Source organism: Streptomyces sp. NPDC025793 (assembly GCF_055558375.1).
Window position 1 is genome coordinate 123,433 of record NZ_JBVHMR010000005.1, and the last position, 19,786, is coordinate 143,218.

Annotated in this window: 11 protein-coding genes and 2 pseudogenes; 5 read left to right on the top strand and 8 right to left on the bottom strand. The window is 71.9% G+C overall.

The window, feature by feature from the left end; genetic code table 11:
* Window positions 1–189: 189 nt before the first annotated feature.
* From ACZ4MF_RS12935 to rsgA (ACZ4MF_RS12945), 3 genes and pseudogenes are all read right to left on the bottom strand, one after another.
* Window positions 190–719 (bottom strand): annotated as a pseudogene (locus tag ACZ4MF_RS12935) (methylated-DNA--[protein]-cysteine S-methyltransferase).
* The gene (locus ACZ4MF_RS12940; RefSeq protein ID WP_467492299.1) at window positions 719–2,104 is read right to left on the bottom strand and encodes a bifunctional transcriptional activator/DNA repair enzyme AdaA; all 1,386 of its coding nucleotides are present in this window, start codon (window positions 2,102–2,104) and stop codon (window positions 719–721) included. Before ACZ4MF_RS12940 ends, ACZ4MF_RS12935 begins: the two are co-directional and overlap by 1 nt.
* Window positions 2,105–2,174: 70 nt before the next feature.
* Window positions 2,175–3,338: a ribosome small subunit-dependent GTPase A gene (rsgA, locus tag ACZ4MF_RS12945; protein WP_467492068.1), complete on the bottom strand. Its 1,164-nt coding sequence runs from the start codon at window positions 3,336–3,338 to the stop codon at window positions 2,175–2,177.
* Window positions 3,339–3,835: 497 nt separating this feature from the next.
* On the opposite strand from rsgA (ACZ4MF_RS12945), the gene ACZ4MF_RS12950 reads away from it, so the two are divergent.
* Window positions 3,836–5,974 carry a SpoIIE family protein phosphatase gene (locus ACZ4MF_RS12950; RefSeq protein WP_467492069.1) on the top strand — a complete coding sequence of 713 codons (2,139 nt, stop codon included), beginning with the start codon at window positions 3,836–3,838 and terminating at the stop codon, window positions 5,972–5,974.
* Between the two features lie 188 nt (window positions 5,975–6,162).
* Here the strand turns inward: ACZ4MF_RS12950 and ACZ4MF_RS12955 are convergent, their stop codons facing one another.
* From ACZ4MF_RS12955 to ACZ4MF_RS12975, 5 genes and pseudogenes are all read right to left on the bottom strand, one after another.
* Window positions 6,163–8,592: a helicase-associated domain-containing protein gene (locus ACZ4MF_RS12955; RefSeq protein ID WP_467492070.1), complete on the bottom strand. Its 2,430-nt coding sequence runs from the start codon at window positions 8,590–8,592 to the stop codon at window positions 6,163–6,165.
* 375 nt (window positions 8,593–8,967) lie between these two features.
* A pseudogene (gene rsgA, locus ACZ4MF_RS12960) lies at window positions 8,968–9,399 on the bottom strand (GTPase RsgA); the annotation flags it as partial.
* A gap of 226 nt (window positions 9,400–9,625) precedes the next feature.
* Window positions 9,626–11,119, bottom strand: a complete 1,494-nt coding sequence (locus ACZ4MF_RS12965; protein WP_467492071.1) for a cellulose binding domain-containing protein — start codon at window positions 11,117–11,119, stop codon at window positions 9,626–9,628.
* A 207-nt stretch (window positions 11,120–11,326) separates the two neighbouring features.
* A complete protein-coding gene (locus ACZ4MF_RS12970; protein ID WP_467492072.1) occupies window positions 11,327–12,661 on the bottom strand; it encodes a radical SAM protein in 1,335 nt (444 codons plus the stop codon).
* 58 nt (window positions 12,662–12,719) lie between these two features.
* The gene (locus ACZ4MF_RS12975) at window positions 12,720–13,394 is read right to left on the bottom strand and encodes a pyridoxamine 5'-phosphate oxidase family protein (protein WP_467492073.1); all 675 of its coding nucleotides are present in this window, start codon (window positions 13,392–13,394) and stop codon (window positions 12,720–12,722) included.
* 169 nt (window positions 13,395–13,563) lie between these two features.
* On the opposite strand from ACZ4MF_RS12975, the gene ACZ4MF_RS12980 reads away from it, so the two are divergent.
* From ACZ4MF_RS12980 to ACZ4MF_RS12995, 4 genes are all read left to right on the top strand, one after another.
* Window positions 13,564–14,826 (top strand): FAD-binding protein, encoded by a 1,263-nt coding sequence (locus ACZ4MF_RS12980; protein ID WP_467492074.1) that lies wholly within the window; start codon window positions 13,564–13,566, stop codon window positions 14,824–14,826.
* A 180-nt stretch (window positions 14,827–15,006) separates the two neighbouring features.
* Window positions 15,007–16,293 (top strand): ROK family transcriptional regulator, encoded by a 1,287-nt coding sequence (locus tag ACZ4MF_RS12985; RefSeq protein ID WP_467492075.1) that lies wholly within the window; start codon window positions 15,007–15,009, stop codon window positions 16,291–16,293.
* An 11-nt stretch (window positions 16,294–16,304) separates the two neighbouring features.
* Window positions 16,305–18,173: a glycoside hydrolase gene (locus tag ACZ4MF_RS12990; RefSeq protein ID WP_467492076.1), complete on the top strand. Its 1,869-nt coding sequence runs from the start codon at window positions 16,305–16,307 to the stop codon at window positions 18,171–18,173.
* Window positions 18,174–18,503: 330 nt separating this feature from the next.
* Window positions 18,504–19,766, top strand: coding sequence for an ABC transporter substrate-binding protein (locus ACZ4MF_RS12995; RefSeq protein ID WP_467492077.1), 1,263 nt, complete (start codon window positions 18,504–18,506; stop codon window positions 19,764–19,766).
* Window positions 19,767–19,786: the final 20 nt, after the last annotated feature.

The following is a 19,786-nucleotide window of genomic DNA, read 5'->3' on the forward strand; positions in this document are numbered from 1 at the left end:
CGCCGACTCCTCCCACGCTCGGCTTCGCTCGCGCGGGAGGGGCCCCATCGCGTCGACTCACTCCTCCGCCTTGCGGCTGCACGCTCCCCCACTCTCGGCTTCGCTCGCGCGGGAGGGGCCCCCACGACCCCGCTCGGGTCGGCCGATCCGCACCGTTCGTCTCAGCCGGACCGATCCAGACGACACCCCCTAGCCGTGCAGCGCGCCCTCCAGGGTCAGCAGCAGGGCCTTGCGGTCGAGGCCGCCCGCGTACCCGGTCAGCGAGCCGTCCGCGCCGATCACCCGGTGACAGGGGAGCACGATCAGCAGGGGGTGGGCGCCGATCGCCCCGCCGACGGCGCGCACGGCCGCGCGGGAGGCGCCGATGCGCGCGGCGATCTCGCCGTAGGTGACCGTGCCGCCGTACGGCACCTCGTCCAGCGCGGCCCATACCCTCCCCCAAGCTCTCGGCTCTGTTCGAGCAGGGGGGACCCCCACTGCAACGCGGTGCCGTGTGCGGCCAACGGGAGCCGGAACGCGGTGAGTTCACCGGCGAAGTAGGCGCCGGGCTGGTCCGCGGCGGTGCGGAACGGCCCCGGGTCGCACCGCCACCCCTCCTCGACGCTCCGCCCGCCCTTCTGCCCGGGCACGGACAGCGAGGTCAGCGCCCCGTCCGCGGCGGCGGTGAGCGGCAGCGTGCCGACCGGGGAGTCGAGGCGCGTCCAGTACGTGTCGGCCATCAACCCAACTCCCCCGCCACGCACAGGTGTTGGACGGCGTACGACCGCCAGGGCCGCCAGGCGTCGGGGACCTCGGTGCCGGGCGGGGCGACGTCCGGATCGCCGAGGGCGCGGACGCGGACGGCGGCGACGGCGGCCGGCTCCATACCGGGCAGGGCGAGCAGGGCGGCCGCGGCGTCGTCCCGGTCGGCGCCCGCGTCCAGCCGCAGGGTGCCGTCGGCGAGGGCCGCGGCGAGCGCGCGCAGCGGACCGTCGGGCGCGGCCTCGGCGAGCACGGCGGGCTCCGGGAAGAGATGGGTCAGGCTGCCGCAGGGCGCGTCGAGCGCCTTGCCGTAGCGCCGCACCAGCGGCTCGGCGCCCGCCCTGCCCACCAGTGCGCGCACGGCGGGCTCCAGCGGGTCGACGGCGCCGGGCGAGCGCAGTCCGGGCCGGGCGGCGACGAGCGGGGCGAGCCGCGGGTCGGCGCCGAGCCGTTCGTCGACGGCGTACGGGTCGGCGTCGAGGTCGAACAGCCGCCGCAGCCGCTGCACCGCGGTCGTCAGGTCCCGGGGGTCGGTCAGGTGCAGCCGCGCGTCGAGCCAGCCGCCCGGCCGGGTGCCGGTGCGCGCCGCCCGGGTGCGCTCCTCGACGGCTGCGATCCCGGTGCCGTACGGCAGCCGCAGGGTGCGCCGGTAGGTACGGCCGCCCGGCGGGCCGCAGACCTCCTCGACCCCGGCGACCGCCTCGGCCGCCAGCTGGTCGAAGACCGCGGCGGCCTGGTACGGGCCCCGGTGGGCGAGCCGCAGCGGTATGCCGGCGCCGGGTGCGGCGCGGCGGCCGTCCCGGGCGCGGGGGGCGGCGGCGCGCACCTCGGTCGGTGTCGAGGCGTACACCTCCCGGACGGTGTCGTTGAACTGCCGCACGCTGGCGAACCCGGCGGCGAAGGCGATCTCGGTGACGGGCAGCCCGGTGGTCTGGAGCAGCACCCGCGCGGTGTGCGCCCGCTGGGCCCGGGCGAGCGCCACCGGTCCGGCGCCGAGTTCGGCGGTGAGCTGGCGCTGCACCTGCCGGGCGCTGTAGCCGAGCCGGGAGGCGAGCCCGGAGACGCCTTCGCGGTCCACGACGCCGTCGGAGATCAGCCGCATGGCCCGGCCGACCACGTCCGCCCGTACGTTCCACTCCGCCGACCCCGGCACCGCGTCCGGCCGGCACCGCCGGCAGGCCCGGAACCCGGATCCCTGCGCAGCGGCGGCCGTGGCGAAGAAGCGCACGTTGTGCCGCTTGGGCGTCACCGCCGGGCAGCTGGGCCGGCAGTAGATCCCGGTGGTCTCGACGGCGAAGAAGAACGCCCCGTCGAACCGCCCGTCCCGGCTGCGCACCGCCTCGTACCTGCTGTCCTCGTCCATCACGCCTTCCAGTGTGGGGCGGGGGGAGGAACGCGGCTAGCGGAAATCGGACGCGACGCTGCGGGCGTGGCTACTGGTACCGCGCCCGCTTGAGCTCCCTCGCCGCCCTGCCCTCGGCCTCCTTCCTGCGCCCGTGCCGCCCGCGCTCCGCGCGCACGCGTGCGTCGGTCTTGGCGACGATCCACCGGTTCTCGCGCATCAGCTTGCGGTAGCTCTCCAGCCGCCGCGCGGGCAGTTGCCCGCTGTCCACGGCGGAGCGGACCGCGCAGCCCGGCTCGGTCTCGTGCGCGCAGTCGTGGAAGCGGCACCGCCCGGCCAGCTCCTCGATCTCGGAGAACACCTGCCCGACCCCGCTCGCGGCGTCGAACAGGCCGACCCCGCGCAGCCCGGGCGTGTCGATCAGGACCCCGCCCGAGGGCAGGACGAGCAGATTGCGGGTGGTGGTGGTGTGCCGCCCCTTGCCGTCGACGTCCCGGGCGGCCCGTACGTCCATGACGTCCTCGCCCAGGAGGGCGTTGGCCAGCGTGGACTTGCCCGCGCCGGACTGGCCGAGCAGCACGGACGTACCGGAGCCGACGCGCGCGAGGAGCGCGTCGAGTCCGTCGCCGCGCAGGGCGCTGACGCCGAGCACGGGTACGCCGGGCGCGCTGGTTTCGACGTCGTGCACGAGGTGGGCGAGGGTGACCGGGTCCGGCACGAGGTCGGCCTTGCCGAGGACGACGACGGGCTGGGCGCCGGACTCCCAGGAGAGCGCCGACTTATGCAGCAGCGCCTCACCACTCGAACAGGACATGGCCAAGGCCAGGAACCGCTCGATCCGCCCGAGGTCCAGTTCGCCCGCGAGCGACACACAGATGACGACGTGATCGATGTTAGTGGCCAGCACCTGGCCGTCGGAACGCTTGGACGACGTCGAGCGCACGAAGGCGGTACGCCGTGGCAGCAGCATCCGCACGTATCGCGGGTCGCTGCCTTCGGGGTCGACGGCGACCCAGTCCCCTGTGCACACGACCTTCATGGGGTCACGGGGGACGACGAACTCGGTGTCGGCACGGACGGTGCCGGCCGGGGTGACGACGTCGCACTGGCCGCGGTCGACGCGTACGACGCGGCCGGGCAGGAGGCCCTGCTCGGCGTAGGGAGCGAACTCGGCTTCCCAGTCCTCGTCCCAGCCGTACGGGGCGAGAGGATGCGGGGAAGACGAGGACGAACTCACGAGAAAGGAGAAAGACAAGGGAGGACCCTTCACAAGGGTGGCCTCGGCGCCGCGCTCACGGGCGCGGGAGAAGAGTGAGGTCAGCCGGAGACCACGGAGGTGGACTGCATGAACTTCCGCATGCGGGCAACGCCCGTCTCAACGACAGCCATCGGTCACACCTCCCGTTCTCCACACGACTGACCGCGGCAGCCAGCGGCCACCGCGAGGAGCAGGCTCCACTGTAGGGGCGCTCCCTCTGCGGCACCACGGAATTTCCCCCGTCGTTCCTCGAGGGGACGGCCAGGCCGCCTCCGGTGGACGACGGGCTCGGCACCCCATGCGCCGTCGGCCTCCTGGAGTCGCGCCGTCAGCCCCCCCGGTCGTGAAGCGCCGCCATGACCGGCCCGGCTGCGGCCCGGAAACAGCGGAGACATGTGTCAGAGTGGAGAGGCGAGACGACGACGTCCGCGGGCGGAGGAGACAGGAGAGGACGTCCTGTCATGTCCATATATTTCGATCCCCACAGTTCGGCCATGGCCCGCTCTGTCCCCATCGACCGGCGGAGCGAGGAGTACGCGGACCTCTTTGGGCAGGCCCCGGTGATCTTCGCTGCGCTCAGCGGCCCGAGACACCTGCTGGAAGTGGCGAACTCGGCATTCTTCGAGGCCATGGGGTGCGACCGCGGGCGCGTCGGCGAGCCGGTCGGAGAGGTGATTCCGGAATTGGTTCCGCAGGGCGTCCTCGACCGGCTCGACGAGGTCTACCGCACCGGTGTCGCATACCGGGCCCGGGACGGGCGGCTGATGCTGGGAGAGCCGGGCCGGCAGCGGGAGGGGTTCTTCGACTTCACCTACGAGCCCCGTTGGGACGGGGCCGGCCGGATCGACGGGGTCGTGGTGATCGCGGTCGAGACCACCGCATACCACGACGCGCATCTCCTGGCCTCGGAGCAGCGCGTGTTGCTGGAGCAGATCGCACGCGACGCCCCTCTCGCCGAGATCCTCGACGGCATGGTTGCGGCAATCGAAGAGTTCTCCCCGGACATGATCGTTTCGGTACTGCTCGTCGATCCCGACGGACAGCACCTGCGGCACGGCACCGCCCCACACCTGCCCGACTTCTACAACGAGGCGATCGACGGGACACCCATCGCCGACGGTGCCGGCTCGTGCGGCACGGCCGCCTTCCGGCACGAACCCGTGATCGTCACGGACATCGCCACCGATCCCCTGTGGAAGGACTACCGCGACCTGGCACTGCGGGCCGGGGTCGCGGCGTGCTGGTCCACGCCGATCCAGGACGCGGACGGCCGGCTGCTGGGCACCTTCGCGATGTACCACAGCACCCCCAAGGCTCCTGCGGACAGGGATGTGAAGCTCAGCGTCGCGTTCGCACGCATAGCCGCGCTGGCCATCGAGCGCCACTGTGCGGTGGAGGCGCGGCGCGCCGCCCAGGAGCGTGAGAAGGCGGTCCGTGAGGATCTGGCCTTCCTGCTGGAAGCGAGCACCGCCATCACGGGCGAGACACACTATTCGGAGAGCCTGCAGTGCATGGCCAGGCTGACCGTTCCGGGCCTGGCGCCGCTGTGCGCCGTCCACGTGGTCGAGCGCGGACGGACCCGCCGCATCGCCGTCGCCGCCTCGACCCGGGAGGGGGAACAGCTCCTCTCCTCCCCCGCGCTGTGCGACGACGTGGACGCCGCCGTCGCCCGCGTGCTGGCCTCCGGCGCCATCGAGACGTCCCCCACGGGCAGCTCCTGCGCGCAGTTCGGCGTCACGGGTTACGTGTGCGTGCCGCTGGCCACCCGGGGCCGCACCTTCGGCACGCTGACTCTCCTGACCACCGCCCTGACTCTGGACGGCCACACGATCGCCCTGGCCCAGGAGCTCGCCCGCCGGGCCGCTTCGAGTGCCGACAACGCCCACCAGTTCACCGACCGCGTCCGGCTGGCCCACGACCTGCAGGCAGGCCTGTTGCCTCCCGAGTTGCCCAGAATTCCCGGCGTGACCTTGGCCGCCTCGTACCATCCGGCCGGGGAAGGACTCGACGTCGGCGGCGACTTCTACGACGTCTTCCCGCTGTCCGGCGACCGCTGGGCGTTCATGATCGGCGATGTGTCGGGGCGCGGCGCACTGGCGGCCACCACCACCGGAATGGTCCGCCACACCGCACGCGCCGCCGCCCGCCTCGGGAACGACCCGACCGCGGTGGTCACCGCCATCAACGACGCGTTGACGGCAGGCACCGCCGATGAGGACCAGTTCGTTTCACTTGTCTACGGCGAGCTGCGGCACTCCCCGTCTCGCCTCGCGCTCAACCTGATTCGAGCGGGCCACGTACCGCCCCTCGTGCGCCGGGCCGACGGCACGGTCGAAGAACTCCCGCAACCAGGCCTGCTGTTGGGCATCCGTCCCGACCCCGCCTTCTGCCCGTTCGACATCGACCTGCGCCCCGGCGACAGCCTGGTCCTGGTCACCGACGGCATCACCGAGGCCCGCTCCGCCGACGGCGAACTCTTCGGCGAGGACCGCCTGGCCGACGCGCTCGTCGTCGACCGGACCACGACACCCACCGCCCCCACCCTCATCGAGTCCATCACCGCTGCAGTCACAACGTTCGCAGGCAATGCCACCCTCGACGACCGGGCCGCGTTGGTTGTCACCGCCACCTGATGGTCGCGATGGCGCAGCAGCCATTGCCGCGCTCACAGCGCGCAGCGGGCAGGAAGTTCAGCCGGAGACCGCAGGTGGAGTGGATGAACTTCCGGATACGGGCAGCGCCCGTCACAGGCCGTGCTGGTCAAGGAGCGGGAGCTGTTCGCGGGTGGCGGGCCCGGGCACCCGGCCTTGGCCGCCGAGTCCTACGCGGGCATCACGCCATGGATGCGGGAGAGAGTGAAGACGCGATCCGCTTCGCGCAGGTGGCACCAGGCGTCGAGGTAGGGCGGGTCGAGTTGCAGGTCGCTGAGGGTGCGTACGGTCCGGTTGCCCGAGGTGGCGACGTACTCGACCGTGATGGCCGCACCGGTGTCGATGGCATGGGCGACCTGGCGGACGTCGCTGTACGACAGGTGCTTCGCGTATCCGGCGACGATCTCCTCGGTGTCCGTCGCGAAAGGCACCCCGCTGCCGAACGGGTCGGGTTCCGGTGCTGCCGGCGGTGCCTTGAGCAGCCGGTCAGCCAGGGCGTCCGTCCCGGCGTCGGTGGGCATGTCCGAGGCGCGGGTTGCGGTGGTCCGGGGGCCGCCCCTCCCGACGTTCCCTCGTGGGGGCGGGACGGCAGCGGCGGCCCTGTGCGGCAGGCGCTTTTCGACGCGTACCGTTCCCCCGGCGGTCTCGGCAACCGGGGCGTAGCCCGCAGCGCGGAGCGTGGCGAGAGTCGTCGCGGGTGGGCTGCTGCTGACCAGGACCGTCGGGGCGAGCTGCCGCAGGGCGAGCTTGGACAGTGCGCGGTGGGCGGCGAGTTCGGCCAGGAGTGCGGGTTCCTCGCCGTGGATGACACAGGCCGCGGGGGCGATGCGCATCCGTCCATGACCTCGTGCGGTGTCGGCGATGAGATAGGTCAGCGGCTGTGGCAGGGCCGTGGTGGAGCCGGCGGCCAGGTCGGCTGTGATGTCGTCCGGGGTACGGCCGGCGTCCAGGGCCCGGCGGATACTGCCGGCACTGAAGCGCCATACCGACGCCGTGCCACTGGTCTCCCGGTCGGCCATCGAATCCAGCAGCGCTGCGAGTCGCGCGGACGGGGTGCCGGTGACGACGGCGGTGAGGTCGGCGCCGATCCGGGCCGTCGTGGTCGCGGGGGGCAGCAGCCGCCGGGTCGTGATGGCGAGTTCTTCGTCGGCGTGGGCCGCCAGATGGACACCGAGCGGGGACAGCGCACCCCGTGCCAGCACGCCCAGCAGTTCGCCTTCGCGGATCACAGTGCTGAACGGTGCCGTGTCCTCGGGCGAGGCGTCGTCGGCGAGCGGACGGTGCCAGGCCACGAGCGGCCCCAGCTCCGAAGCGGCCTTCACACCCTGTCCTGCCGGAAGCCCCGCTGCCGCGGTGAGCAGCCCGTGGCGGGCCTGCAGACAGCCGTCGCAGTCAGGCGCACCGGCGAGCGCGGGAAGCGCCTTGTTGTCTTCGTCGCGCGCCCGGGTGGGGGTGAGCGGCAGGTCCCCCCATGCCCGGAGCAGTACGGCGAGTTGTTCTGCGGGCTCCTGCTCGGCCCAGGCGTCGTAAGCCTCGGTGGGAGGTACGCGATCGCCGTCGCGGGCCAGCAGCCCGGCGGCGTACGCGGTCTCCAGGGCGATGCGTACGACGGCGTCGTCCGCTTGGGCGGCCTTGCCGAGCCGGGCCAGTTCACGTGCGCCGATCCCGCCCGACTTCAGCCGGGTCGGCGGAGCGGTCGCGCACACCGAAAGGACGGAGGCGGCATGGGCCGCGAACGCGGTGGCTGCCGCCGCGGCCTCCCGCTCCACCGCCGAGGAGGTGATGGGCACCAACTGTGTGACGGGCGGCAGAGGTTCGAACGGAGCGTGCCAATCGGAGCCCCGCAGAGCCAAGGCCACCTCGACCGGCGTCCGGACGAACCCGTACCGGTGACGGTCCTGCAGCAGAAGCCCGCGGTCGAGGGCCCATCGGGCGCCTGGTTGGAGGTCGCGGGCAGGAGCCCCGAACGCGACGAACAGTGACTGACGCGGCGTGGACCTGGCACTCTGATCAAGCAACTTCCTTGTGGCCGCCGGTGCCTCCGCCACCAGCGCGGCGACTCGTTCCGCGTCACTGTGATGCTCCACGAGAGCCGCGAGTCGCTGCTGCTTGGTGCCGGGGGGCTTGATGCCCAGGACCGCCAGCATGCCGCGCAGTTCCTCCGAGGTGGCGCCGGCCAGCAGCTCTTCCAGCGGAGCGTCAAGCCCCAGGGGCGTGCTCCACGCCTGCCGCAAGGGCGTGGACATGCGGAGTGCCCCGTTGCCGTCGTGCCACACGAGCGCCCGATCCGACAGTTCCTCCAGGGTCGCGTCCAGCGCGTGTACCGCCGCGGCGGACGTCGCGCCGAGCAACTCCGCCAGGCTGTCCCGGGTCGCTCGGGCTCCCAGGGCGGCCAGGGCCTCGGCGGCCTGCAAGCACGGCAGCGTGAGTTGCGGCAGGACGAGTGCCACGGACCCCGGACGTTGGAGGCGGTCCGCCAGTTCCCCCACCGAGCGGGGCTCCGGCGAGGAGGCTGCGTCCTTCCGCATCGCGAGTACGCGTGCCAGGCGGGAGCCATCGAGTGCGCTCAGCCAAGTCGCAAGCGTCGATCGGGACTTCATGAGGGTGCACCTCGACGGGTAGGGGAGACCACCGGCGGGCCGAAGCGCTTCGGCACCAAGGTCAAGGATGGCGCAGTTCCATGATCGGCGGATGCCGTACGAAGACGGAGTCCGGGGCACCGCCCCGCCGCGGGCCCAGCCCGACGATACGGGCCGACGGCAGTAGAAGATCTGGCTACCCGCTCGCCGAAATATCCTTGATGGGGCGATATAAATGCAACCAAAACTGGAGCCGGCGCACGACGAGGAGCCGAGCCACAGTCGCGGCTCGGCTCCTCGTCTCGCCTGTTCAGGCGGCTGCGGAGGATACGAGATTCGAACTTGTGAGGGGTTGCCCCCCACACGCTTTCCAAGCGTGCTTCACCGCTGCGCAGTCGCGCCTCTCTCCCAGGCGAGGGCGAGGAAGCGCTCGACGCGGCCCAGGTCGAGTTCGGCGGCGAGGGACACGACGAGGACGGCGTGGTCGACGTCGGCGGCGAGGACCTGCCCCTCGGACCCCTTGGAGGAGGAGCGGACGAAGGCGGTGCGGCGGGGCAGATACGCCCGGACGTACCGCGGATCACCGCCGGGGCCGACGGCGACCCAGTCCGCCGTGCACACGACCTTCATCGGGTCGCGGGGCACGACGAACTCGGCGTCGGCGCGGACGGTTCCGTCGGCGGTGACGACGTCGCACCGGCCGCGGTCGACCCGTACGACCCGGCCGGGCAGCAGCCCGGCGGCGGCGTGGGAGTCGAACGCGCCGGCCCAGGCCTCGTCCCAGCCGAGGGGTGCCAGCGCGGTGAACACAGCGGAGGTGGAAGTCAAGGGAGACCCTTCACAAGGGTGGCCCCGGGCAGGCGCGCGGACGCGGTCGGATCAGCCGGTGGCCGCGGAGGTGGACTTGAGGAGTTCCTGGACGGGGGCAGAACCCGGCGCCGTGACAGCCATCGGTCGACACCTCCTCCTCTCTCTCGCACCGCTCGTGCGCACACCACCTCAACATGCGTGATCAATGCAGCCCCCGGGCGGGACCCGGCGTCAAAGCATTTGTTCAGCCGGCCGCGCAGGACGCCCCGTTGAGTGTGAAGCCGTACGGTGCCCGGTTCGCGTCCTGCCAGGTGGCGAGGAAGCCGAAGGACAGGGTGCCGTGCGCGGCGACGGTCCTGTTGTAGTCGGCGGCGGTGGCGGTGACGCGCGAGCCGTCCTGGTGGACGGTGGCGTCCCACATCTGGCCGACCCGCTGGCCGTCGTGGAAGCTCCAGGAGACCCGCCAGTCGGTGAGGGGCCGGTCGGTGGTGACGGTGACGGCGGCCTGGAAGCCGGCGGCCCACTGGTTGACGACGTCGTAGGCGACCCGGCAGGACGCGTCCGCGGACCCGGCGGCGCCGGACTGCTGCTCGGCCGTGGAGGTGCTGCCCTGCGGTTCGGGATCCGGCTGCGTACGGCCGGGGTTCGCCGCCGTACCGGTCGCGGAGGGGGTCGCGGACGGGCTGCCCGCGGTGGACGACGGCGGCGCGGCGGAACGGCTCGCGGAGCGGGAGACGCTGGGGTCGGCGACCGGCTGACGGTCGTCGCGGCCGCCGGCGGCCGTGTCGTCGCCGGAGCCCGAGCCGCCGAACGGCATCATCGACGCGCCGAGCGCGAGCGCCGACAGCACAACGGCGGCGACGAGCAGCCCGCCGCGCAGCGCCCGGCTGCGGCCGCCGCCCTCCTCGGTGTCACCGGGGTCCGCCTCGGCACCGGGGCGGCCGGCGCCGAGGCGGACCTCGGCGGCGCGCCGGCGGCGCTCCAGGTAGGCGAGGCCGCCCCAGCCGACGACCCCGCCGGCCAGCGCGGCGGGCAGTCCGCCGCCGTGCAGCCGCAGGCAGGCCGCGGCCTCGGCGCAGCGCACGCAGGTGGCGAGGTGCCGGGAGAGGTCGCCGGGGGTGTCGGCGACCGGCGAGCGGGTGACCGCGTCGAGCAGCCGGGCGTACGAGCGGCACTGCGCGTCCAGCGGGGTGTCCAGGTGGGCCCGGTGGCAGCGGTCGCGGAACAGGGTGCGGACCTGGTCGAGTTCGTCGCCGACGGTGGCCGGGTCGAGGCCCAGCCGACGGGCGACGACGGGCAGGGGCAGCGCCTCCACCTCGGCCAGCCAGAGCAGCGAGGCATCGGCCTCCTGCATGTCCCGCAGGCCCCGCAGGGCGATCGGCCTCTGCAGCGGCGGTCCCGAACAGCGGGCCGCCTGGCCGGAGTTGAGCCACAGCCGCAGCTCGGGGTCGAGCTTGTGCCCGTCACCGCCGGCCTCCCAGCCGGCGGCGGTGTCGCGTACGGCGGTGAGCAGGGCCGGGATCGTCGGCAGCCGGGCGCCGCGGCGGCCGGCGCCGCGCACATGGGTGCGCTCGGCCGCGCGGATCTCGCGCACGCCGAGCGCGAAGGCCTCGGTGGCCAGTTGATGGGCCGTCACGGACCCGGAGGTGCACAGGTCCGCGTAACTGAGCACCGCGTCCCAGCCCTCCGAGAACAGCGCGGCCTCGGTGGGGTCCTGGGGGGTCGGCAGGTCGGGCATGGGACTCCTGCATCCACGAGCGAGGTCAACTCTCCATAGGAGAAAGGGAGTTGCGTGGAACCCCGCGGCAGAGCACCGAGCCTTTCACGACCCCGACACAACTGACAAGCGGCCTGTTCACATCCGGTGACGCATGGTGGCGGGACGGATGCGCGTCGCGACGAACCCCGACTCCCGCCTCTGGTACGGACGCGGAGGCCGCATCACTCACCGCCCCGCCGGTTCGCTCGCGGGCTCGTCGGCGGCGGGCAGGCTGTCCATGAAGGAGCTGACCGAGAAGACCGCGCGGCCGGGTCCGGGCGGGCCGTAGCCGGGCGGCGAGGACAGGCCGAAGTCGTCCATCGTCTGCCGGTAGGCCTGGAGCAGCCGGATGTGGTACTCCAGCGGCGCGCCCTGCGGGTTGGCCTTGCCGAGCGGGGTGGTGGGCTCCGGGCACCAGGTGGTGAAGCGGGGCGTGATGCCGTGCGACATGAAGAAGCGCAGCCCCTCGGTGGTCGACGCGATGGCCTCGTCCACGGTCGTGAAGCCGAACGGCTCGGCCATCTCCACGCCTGCCACGAAGTTGGGGATCACGTTGCGCGGGCCGAACACCTCGGCGGAGTCCAGGATCCGCCGGTGCCACTCGTCGCGGCCGACGTAGCGCTCCTTGCCGGGGCAGTACAGCTCGAACAGCCTGCGGTCCCACACCTCGAAGTTGGGGTGGTAGATCTGCACGCCGTAGTCCTTGAACCGCTGCACGTCGTCGCGCGGCAGCGCCTGGGCGACGACCTTGCCGATCCAGCGGCCCGGGAAGCGCTCCTCGATGGCCTTGGCGTAGTGGCCGTAGAAGTCGGCCTCGTCGCGTCCGGAAACCGTTTTCGTAATGGCTCCGCCGGTGAGCGTGTACGCGGTGGACGCCTTCTGGGTGTCGTACCGGTCGATGATCTCCAGCGCCTCCAGGACCTCCTCCACGTCCTTGACGCCGGTGTACGGCCGCCCGGCCGCCTTGTGCTGGCGCCAGTTGTGGTTGATGTCGCAGTACTGGCACTCCTCCTTGGCGCCGAAGTACTGGCAGACCCGGAAGACGGTGAGGTAGATCAGGTAGCCCCACTGGATGGTCGGGGCGACCTCCATCACGGACTTCCCGTTGGACAGGGTGTGCCGGTAGTACTCCGGCATGGGCGGCACGCCGACGTCCGCGATCCGCCTGCCGTCGAGGTAGAGCCCGAGCAGTCCGTCCTCGTCGGCGGCGACCCGGTAGGGCGAGGCGGGGTTCACCCGTACGGAGACCACGGTGCGGCGCAGGTCGTACGGGCCGCCGGTGAGGATGATCTCCTCCGGGGGCCTGCGCAGCGCGGCCTCGCCCAGTTCGGGCAGGGTGCCGTGGTCGAAGGAGAAGATGAAGTACGACTTCGGCTTGACCTCGCCGCTCTCGTTGTCGCTGAGGGCGGACGGGTCGAAGGCGACGCCGCCGCGGAGCAGGTCCTCCTTGATGACGGCTTCCCGCGGCACCTGCGGGAACCGCTCCATCAGATCCTCGACCAGCGCGGTACGACTGCCCATCCGTCTGTCTCCTCCCGGTTCAGGCGTACGTGTCACACCGTATGCCCCCGCCCGGGGATCAGCCGTGCCGGGTCCCCGCACGCCGTGCGATGTGTTCCGGTACGGCGATGCCGGGCGGCAGTGCCGGGTCGGGCTGCGGGGTGCCCCAGCGCGGGGTCAGCGGCAGGACGCCGGCCCACAGTCCGAGGGCCGCATCGGGTCCGTCGCCGTCCTCCGGGGCGCCGGTGCGGATCTTGACGGAGGCCTCTTCCAGGCAGAGGGCGAGAAGGGTGGTCGCCGCGAGTTCCTTGCGGCTGGGCAGTCGGGCGTACGACCACTGCCCCGGTGCGGAGTGCTCGGTGAGCAGACGCAGGCCCTCCTGCTTCCGGTCGGGGTCGGTGACCTTGCGGGCGGTGCCGTGGATCATGGCGCTGCGGTAGTTGACGCCGTGCTCGAAGACGGACCGCGCGAGCACCAGTCCGTCGACGTGCGTGACCGTGACGCAGACCGGGGTGTCGCCGGCGAGGCTGCGGCCGGCCACCGACCCGTGGAGATACAGCCACCGCTCGTCCCGCCCGTACACGGTCGGCACGACGACCGGCCGTCCGTCCACCACCACGCCGAGGTGACAGACGAACCCGGCGTCGAGAACCGCCTCCAGCTCCGACCGCTCCAGCCTTCCCTGCTCGCGCAGCCGCCGGTGCCGGGTACGGTCGGTGACGGGCAGCCGGTCGGGCAGCGGTTCCTCATTCATGAACCGGAAAGTTACCGATACCGCAGAGAAAGAGCCAGCAATATTTCACATACATCGATCGCAACCGGTTACGGCAACGAAATCCGCAGACATCCTCGATGGTGGACCCTGCCTGATCATGGCGGATGAGAGGCTCGGCGGACACGCACTCTCCGGGAGGGACGCAACGGTGACAGGGACAGCCGGGACCGCGGGCACGGTCACCAACTGGGCGCGCACCATCACGTACACCGCTCGGGAGTTCCACCGGCCCCGCACGCCCGACGCGCTCGCGGCGCTGGTGGCGCACAGCGCGCGGGTACGGATGCTGGGCAGCGGGCACTCCTTCAACCGCATCGCCGACCCGGGCCCGGACGGCGTACTCCTCTCCACGGCCGGCCTGCCGGCGGTGACCGACGTCGACACGGCGGCACGCACGGTCCGCGTGTCCGGCGGCGTCCGCTACGCCGAACTCGCCCGCGCCGTCCACACACACGGCCTCGCCCTGCCCAACATGGCCTCTCTGCCGCACATCTCGGTGGCCGGCTCGGTGGCGACCGGCACCCACGGCTCCGGCGTCACCAACCGGCCGCTCGCCTCGGCGGTACGCGAGGTGGAGCTGGTCCGCGCCGACGGCGCGGCGGTGACGATCGGCCGGGACGACCCGCGCTTCGACGGCGCCGTGACCTCCCTGGGCGCGCTCGGCGTCGTCACCGCCCTCACCCTCGACCTGGAGCCGGCGTACGAGGTGGAGCAGCGGGTCTTCACCGAACTCCCGCTGGCGGGGCTGGACTTCGAGACGGTGGCGGCCGCCGGATACAGCGTGAGCCTGTTCACCGACTGGCGTGAGCCCGGCTTCCGGCAGGTGTGGGTCAAGCGGCGCACCGACGAAGCGGCCGTGCCCTTCCCCTGGGCCTCACCCGCGACCACCGCACTGCACCCGGTGCCGGGCATGCCCGCGACCCACTGCACCGGACAACTGGGTGTACCGGGACCGTGGCACGAGCGACTGCCGCACTTCCGGGCGGAGTTCACGCCGAGCAACGGGGAGGAGATCCAGTCGGAGTATCTGCTGCCGCGGTCGACGGCGGTGGAGGCGCTGTATGCGATAGACGGTATCCGGTCGACAGTATCCGGTGTATTGCAGACCTGCGAGGTGCGGACGATCGCCGCCGACACACAGTGGCTGAGCCCGGCCCACGGGCGGGACTCGGTGGCGCTGCACTTCACGTGGGTGCCGGACGAGGCGGCCGTCCTGCCCGTGGTGCGCCGGCTGGAGGAGGCGCTGGAGCCGTTCGGTCCGCGGCCGCACTGGGGGAAGGTGTACGAGATGCCGTCGACGGTCGTCCGTGGACTGTATGCACGTCTCCCCGACTTCCGCGCCCTGGCCCGCTCCCTGGATCCGGCCGGGAAGTTCACCAACGCGTTCGTCCGGAAGCTGCTCGACGAGTGATGCGACGAGCGACGCCCTCTCCACCCCCTGCTTCGTCCACCCCGAACTTCGCGGACCGCGACTTCTTCCACCCCCTTTCCTAACCCCTTGTCGAAAGGAGTCGGCAGCCCATAGCCTGACGCCCGCGCCGGTGCCGATGCCGCCCCGGCCGGGTCTGGACGGGATGGGAGGGGCCGCCGCGTGAAGCGCACATCGCGTGACATCCGCACCGCGAACCGCTACGAGGTGCTGCGCCAGATCATCGCCGAGTCTCCTACCTCCCGGCAGGAGTTGGCGGCCGCCACCGGACTGAGTCTGGCCACCGTCGCCACGCTGGTCGGCGAGCTGCTGGACCTGCGCATGATCACCGAGGTCGGATTCGAGGACTCGGCGGGCGGGCGGCCCCGGGGGCTGGTGGCCGTCAACGCTTCCGGCGGGGCGCTGATCGGGGTGGACATCGCGGAGACGTACGTCCATGTCGAGCTGTTCGACCTGGCGCTCGACGTGCTGGCCCGTGCCGACGAGGACATGCGGCCCGGCGAGAGCCGCCCGGAACAGGTGGTCGGCCAGGTCGCCGCCGCCGTCGGCGCGGTGATGGCGCAGGCCGGGGTCGAGGCGGCCCGGGTGCTCGGCGTCGGGGTGAGCGTGCCGGGCCAGGTGGACCGGGACAGCGGCGTCGCCGAGTACGCGCCCAACTGGGACTGGCACGACGTGCCGTTCCTCGATCTGCTCGCCGAACACATCGCGTATCCGCTGTACCTGGACAACCCGCTGCGCGCCTGCGCGGTGGCGGAGCTGTGGTTCGGGGCCGCGCGCGGCCGCGGCGACACGGTGGTGGTCAATCTGGGCACGGGCGTCGGCGCCGGTCTGGCGCTCGGCGGCGGGCTGCACCGGGGGGTGAGCAACAGCGCCGGCGAGTGGGGTCACACCACGCTGGTGCTGGACGGCCGGCTGTGCCACTGCGGCAACCACGGCTGTGTCGAGACCTACGTCGGCGCGCCCGGCATCATGCAGAATCTGCGCGAAGTGAGCCCGGACTCGCCGCTGTTGCACCCCGAGGACCAGACGGCCACCATCGACGCGCTGGCCCGCGCGGTCGCCGCGGGCGATCCGGTGGCGCTCAAGGTGGTCCGGGACACGGCCCGTTACCTCGGTGCCGGCATCTCCGATCTGATCAACCTGCTCAACCCCGAAGTGGTCGTGCTCAGCAGCTGGGTCGCCTCCCGGCTGGGCGCGCCGCTGCTCGACGAGGTACGCCGGGCCGTGGCCCGGCACGCGCTGCGCCGGCCGCTGGCCGCCACCGAGATCGTCCTGTCCCCGATCCCCACCGACCCGGTCTCCCTCGGCGCGGCCACGTTCGCGCTGGAGGGGGCCCTGCAGTCGGTCGGGCCGAGGCAGGGCACCGCCAAGAACACCACCAAAGGCACCACGAGAAGCACCGCCTCGCGCACCACCCTCGCAAGGAGCCGTACCGCACCGCCTTCATGACGACGGAAGGGATGCACGTGTCTCACCCCCGCAGGAGATCCCCGCTGCTCGCGGTCCCGGCCGCGCTGGCCTTCGGCGCCGCCCTCCTCACCTCCCCGCCCGCGAGCGCCACCAACGCCCCGGCGACCACCACCCCGGCCGCCGCCGAGGTCTCCCCGCACGCCGCCCAGACCATCGACGACATCGGCGCCTCGGGCGCCTGGTGGGTCAACGACCTGACGCACTTCGACCCGAAGGTGCAGGCCAGGGTCGCCCAACTCCTGTTCTCCCCAGAGGGGTTGGACCTCAGTTCGTACCGCTACAACATCGGGGGCGGCGGCACCGCCGTCACCACCGCGGCCCGCGCCGCCGAGGACTTCCTCAACGCCGACGGCTCCTACGACTGGAGCCGGGACAAGGGCGGCCGGACGTTCCTGGCGTACGCCGCGAAGTACGGGGTCAAGGACCTGATCGGCTTCGTCAACAGCGCGCCCGCCCGGTGGACGACCAACGGCCGGAGCTGCGGCGGGCAGTTGAAGGCCGAGAACGAGAGCGACTTCGCGAAGTACGTCGCCGACGTGACCGATCACTTCGCGCGCAAGGGCGTACGGCTGGACTACATCAGCCCGTTCAACGAGCCGGACAACAGTTTCGCCGACTGCGGTCAGGAGGGCATGCCGGTCCCGGTGGACCAGCGCGACGACATCGTGCGCGCGCTCGGCGCCGAGCAGCGGACCCGGCACCAGAAGACGTCGCTCATCGCGGACGAGTCCAGCAAGACCACGCAGTTCACGAGCGAAGTGCCGCAGTGGATGGCCCAGCCGGGCACCGCGCGGTACGTCGCCAGGCTGGCCCATCACACGTACGACGACCCGGACGACGGCCGGCTCGGCAATGTCTACGAGACGTCGAGGTCGGTCGGCAAGACCTCCTGGGCCACTGAGATCTGCTGCTTCGGCAAGGGCACGACGGGCTGGAACCAGGAGTACGACCCGACGATCGACAACGCCCTGCTGATGTCGCGGATCATCTACAAGGACTTCGCGACCTCCCACGACTCGGCGTTCCAGTGGTGGGTGGCGCTCGCGAGCGGGTACGGAACCAGCCCGACCGCGAAGAACGACCAGGGCTGGAACGACGGCTTGATCTACTACGACCCCGACTACGCGGCGAACGGCGACCAGCGGCTGTACTTCACCAAGCGGTACTACGCGCTCGGCCAGTACAGCAAGTTCGTCCGGCCGGGAGCGGTCGCGCACGACGTGACCGGGGCGCCGGACGGCGTGGAGGTGTCGTCGTACGACCGGGACGGGCAGTGGGTGGTCGTGGTGAACAACCACAACACGACCGACACCGCGCTGAACCTGCACTTCGCCAGCGCGGCCCCGGTGCGGGCGACGCAGGCGGTACGGACCTCCGCGAGCGAGGACTGGGCGAGGGTCGCGAGGCCCTCGGTGCGCGGCGGGACCGTGTCCGCGACGCTCGCGGCCCGTTCGATCACGACGTACGTCTTCGACCGGAAGCCACAGGGCGGCCACGGCGGTTCGGCGGTCACCGGGGCCCTGGCCGGCAGGCAGTCCGGCAAGTGCCTGACCGCCGACGCCTCGGGGGCCGCGATCGCCACGTGCACGGGCGCGGCGGACCAGGCGTGGTCGTACGACGCCGCCGGCACGCTGAAGGGTGCCAACGGCTATCTGACGGCGGGCGGTTCGGGACTGGAGGCGAGCGCCGCGGCCACGGGTGACGGCACCCAGCGCTGGCTGCTGAACGGCAACGGGCAGATCGTGAACGAGGCGTCGGGCAGGTGCCTCGACGTCAGCGGGCAGGCCACCGCGGACGGCAGCAAGGTCATCGTCTACAGCTGCAACGGCGGCGCCAACGAGGCCTGGTCCCGGCAGTAGTCCCCTCCGTCAGTCCGCACTCCCCCTGATCGAGGGCCGCCGGCCGCACCCCTGACCCGGCGGCCCTCATCTCCCCTGCCCCGACATTCCGTTCGTGATTCCGAACCAGATGCAACTCTTCGAACAGACTTCGTCCAACCCCTTGCCGAAGCCTTAGCCGAAGGTTAACGTCCCGCACCGCACCCTCCTTTTCACGCCATTGGGCCACCAGGCCGTCCGGCCCTCGGGCGCAGAGCCGCACACGCACGCCGCGCGCTGCATGCCACAAGCCGCAAGCCGCAAGCCGCCGCACCGAGCCGCCCGCCGTACTCGAAAGACAAGGACGTCAGCATGTCGGCACAGAGCAACAGCCACTGGGACCGCCGTTCGCTCCTCCGGGCCGCCGCCGGCCTGGCCGCCGCCGCCCCGCTCGCCGCGTGCGGCAGCAACAACGGGCGTGGGGGCGGCGGTTCGGGCAAGCAGCTCCAGCAGTACTTCCACGCGTACGGCGAGGCCGGTGTGGAGCAGGCCGTCAAGCGGTACGCGAAGGCGTACTCGAAGGCGAACGTGTCCACCCAGTGGATCACCGGCGCCGACTACGAGACCAAGCTCTTCGCCGCCCTGCTCACCCAGCAGGCGCCCGACGTCTTCGAGTTCCACCCGCAGATCCAGCTGGTCAAGAGCGGCCAGGTGGCGGACCTGACGGACATCATCGAGCCGGTCAAGGACGACTTCAACCCGGCCGACATCGCCTCGCACAGCTACGACGGCAAGATCTACGGCGTCCGCATGATCGACGACCCGCAGTTCCTCTTCTACCGCAAGTCGATGCTGCAGAAGGCGAACGTCGCGGTGCCGACCACCCTGGAGGAGCTGATCGAGGCCGCCGCCAAGCTCACCACCCCCAAGGTCAAGGGCCTCTTCCTCGGCAACGACCTGCACGCCATCGAGGCACCCCTGATCTGGTCCGCCGGCGCCGAGACCCTCACCGCGAAGAACGAGATCGGCTTCCACACCGACGGGGTCGTCGAGGGCCTGCGCCAACTGCGCAAGCTGTTCACCAGCGGCAGCCTGCTGCTGGACGCCCCGGCCGACTTCTGGGACCCGTCCGCGATCAGCCAGGGGCTGTGCGCGATCCAGTTCTGCGGCATGTGGGCGATGCCCGTGATGCAGAAGGCGCTCGGCGACGACCTCGGCGTCCTGCCCTTCCCGAAGGTCGGCAGCAAGGGCAGGCCGTCGGTCTACAACGGCGGCTGGTCGATGTTCGTCAACGCCAAGGGCGGCGACGTGGACGCGGCCAAGGAGTACGTGAAGTGGCTGTGGATCGACCAGAAGCAGTACCAGGAGGACTTCGCCACCTCCTACGGCTTCCACATCCCGCCGCGCACGTCGATCGCCGCCCGGGCCGACAAGCTCAAGTCGGGCCTGGCCGCCGAGGGAGTGAAGCTGTTCAACACCTACGGTCACTTCGACAACATCGGCTGGACGCAGGCCATGTGGAGCGCCTGGGACTCGGTCATCGCCGACTGCGTGCGCCAGGGCGGTGACCCGGAGGCCGCCCTCGACAAGGCCGGCAGGACGGTCGAGCGCGAGCTGAAGAAGCTCTTCGGATAGACCGGCGGACGGACTGCGAC

Coding starts and splice junctions, on each gene's coding strand:
- ACZ4MF_RS12940 (WP_467492299.1), bottom strand. CDS start 2,104: ATGGACGAGGACAGCAGGTACGAGGCGGTGCGCAGCCGGGACGGGCGG.
- ACZ4MF_RS12950 (WP_467492069.1), top strand. CDS start 3,836: ATGGCCCGCTCTGTCCCCATCGACCGGCGGAGCGAGGAGTACGCGGAC.
- ACZ4MF_RS12955 (WP_467492070.1), bottom strand. CDS start 8,592: ATGAAGTCCCGATCGACGCTTGCGACTTGGCTGAGCGCACTCGATGGC.
- ACZ4MF_RS12965 (WP_467492071.1), bottom strand. CDS start 11,119: ATGCCCGACCTGCCGACCCCCCAGGACCCCACCGAGGCCGCGCTGTTC.
- ACZ4MF_RS12970 (WP_467492072.1), bottom strand. CDS start 12,661: ATGGGCAGTCGTACCGCGCTGGTCGAGGATCTGATGGAGCGGTTCCCG.
- ACZ4MF_RS12975 (WP_467492073.1), bottom strand. CDS start 13,394: ATGAATGAGGAACCGCTGCCCGACCGGCTGCCCGTCACCGACCGTACC.
- ACZ4MF_RS12990 (WP_467492076.1), top strand. CDS start 16,305: ATGCACGTGTCTCACCCCCGCAGGAGATCCCCGCTGCTCGCGGTCCCG.
- ACZ4MF_RS12995 (WP_467492077.1), top strand. CDS start 18,504: ATGTCGGCACAGAGCAACAGCCACTGGGACCGCCGTTCGCTCCTCCGG.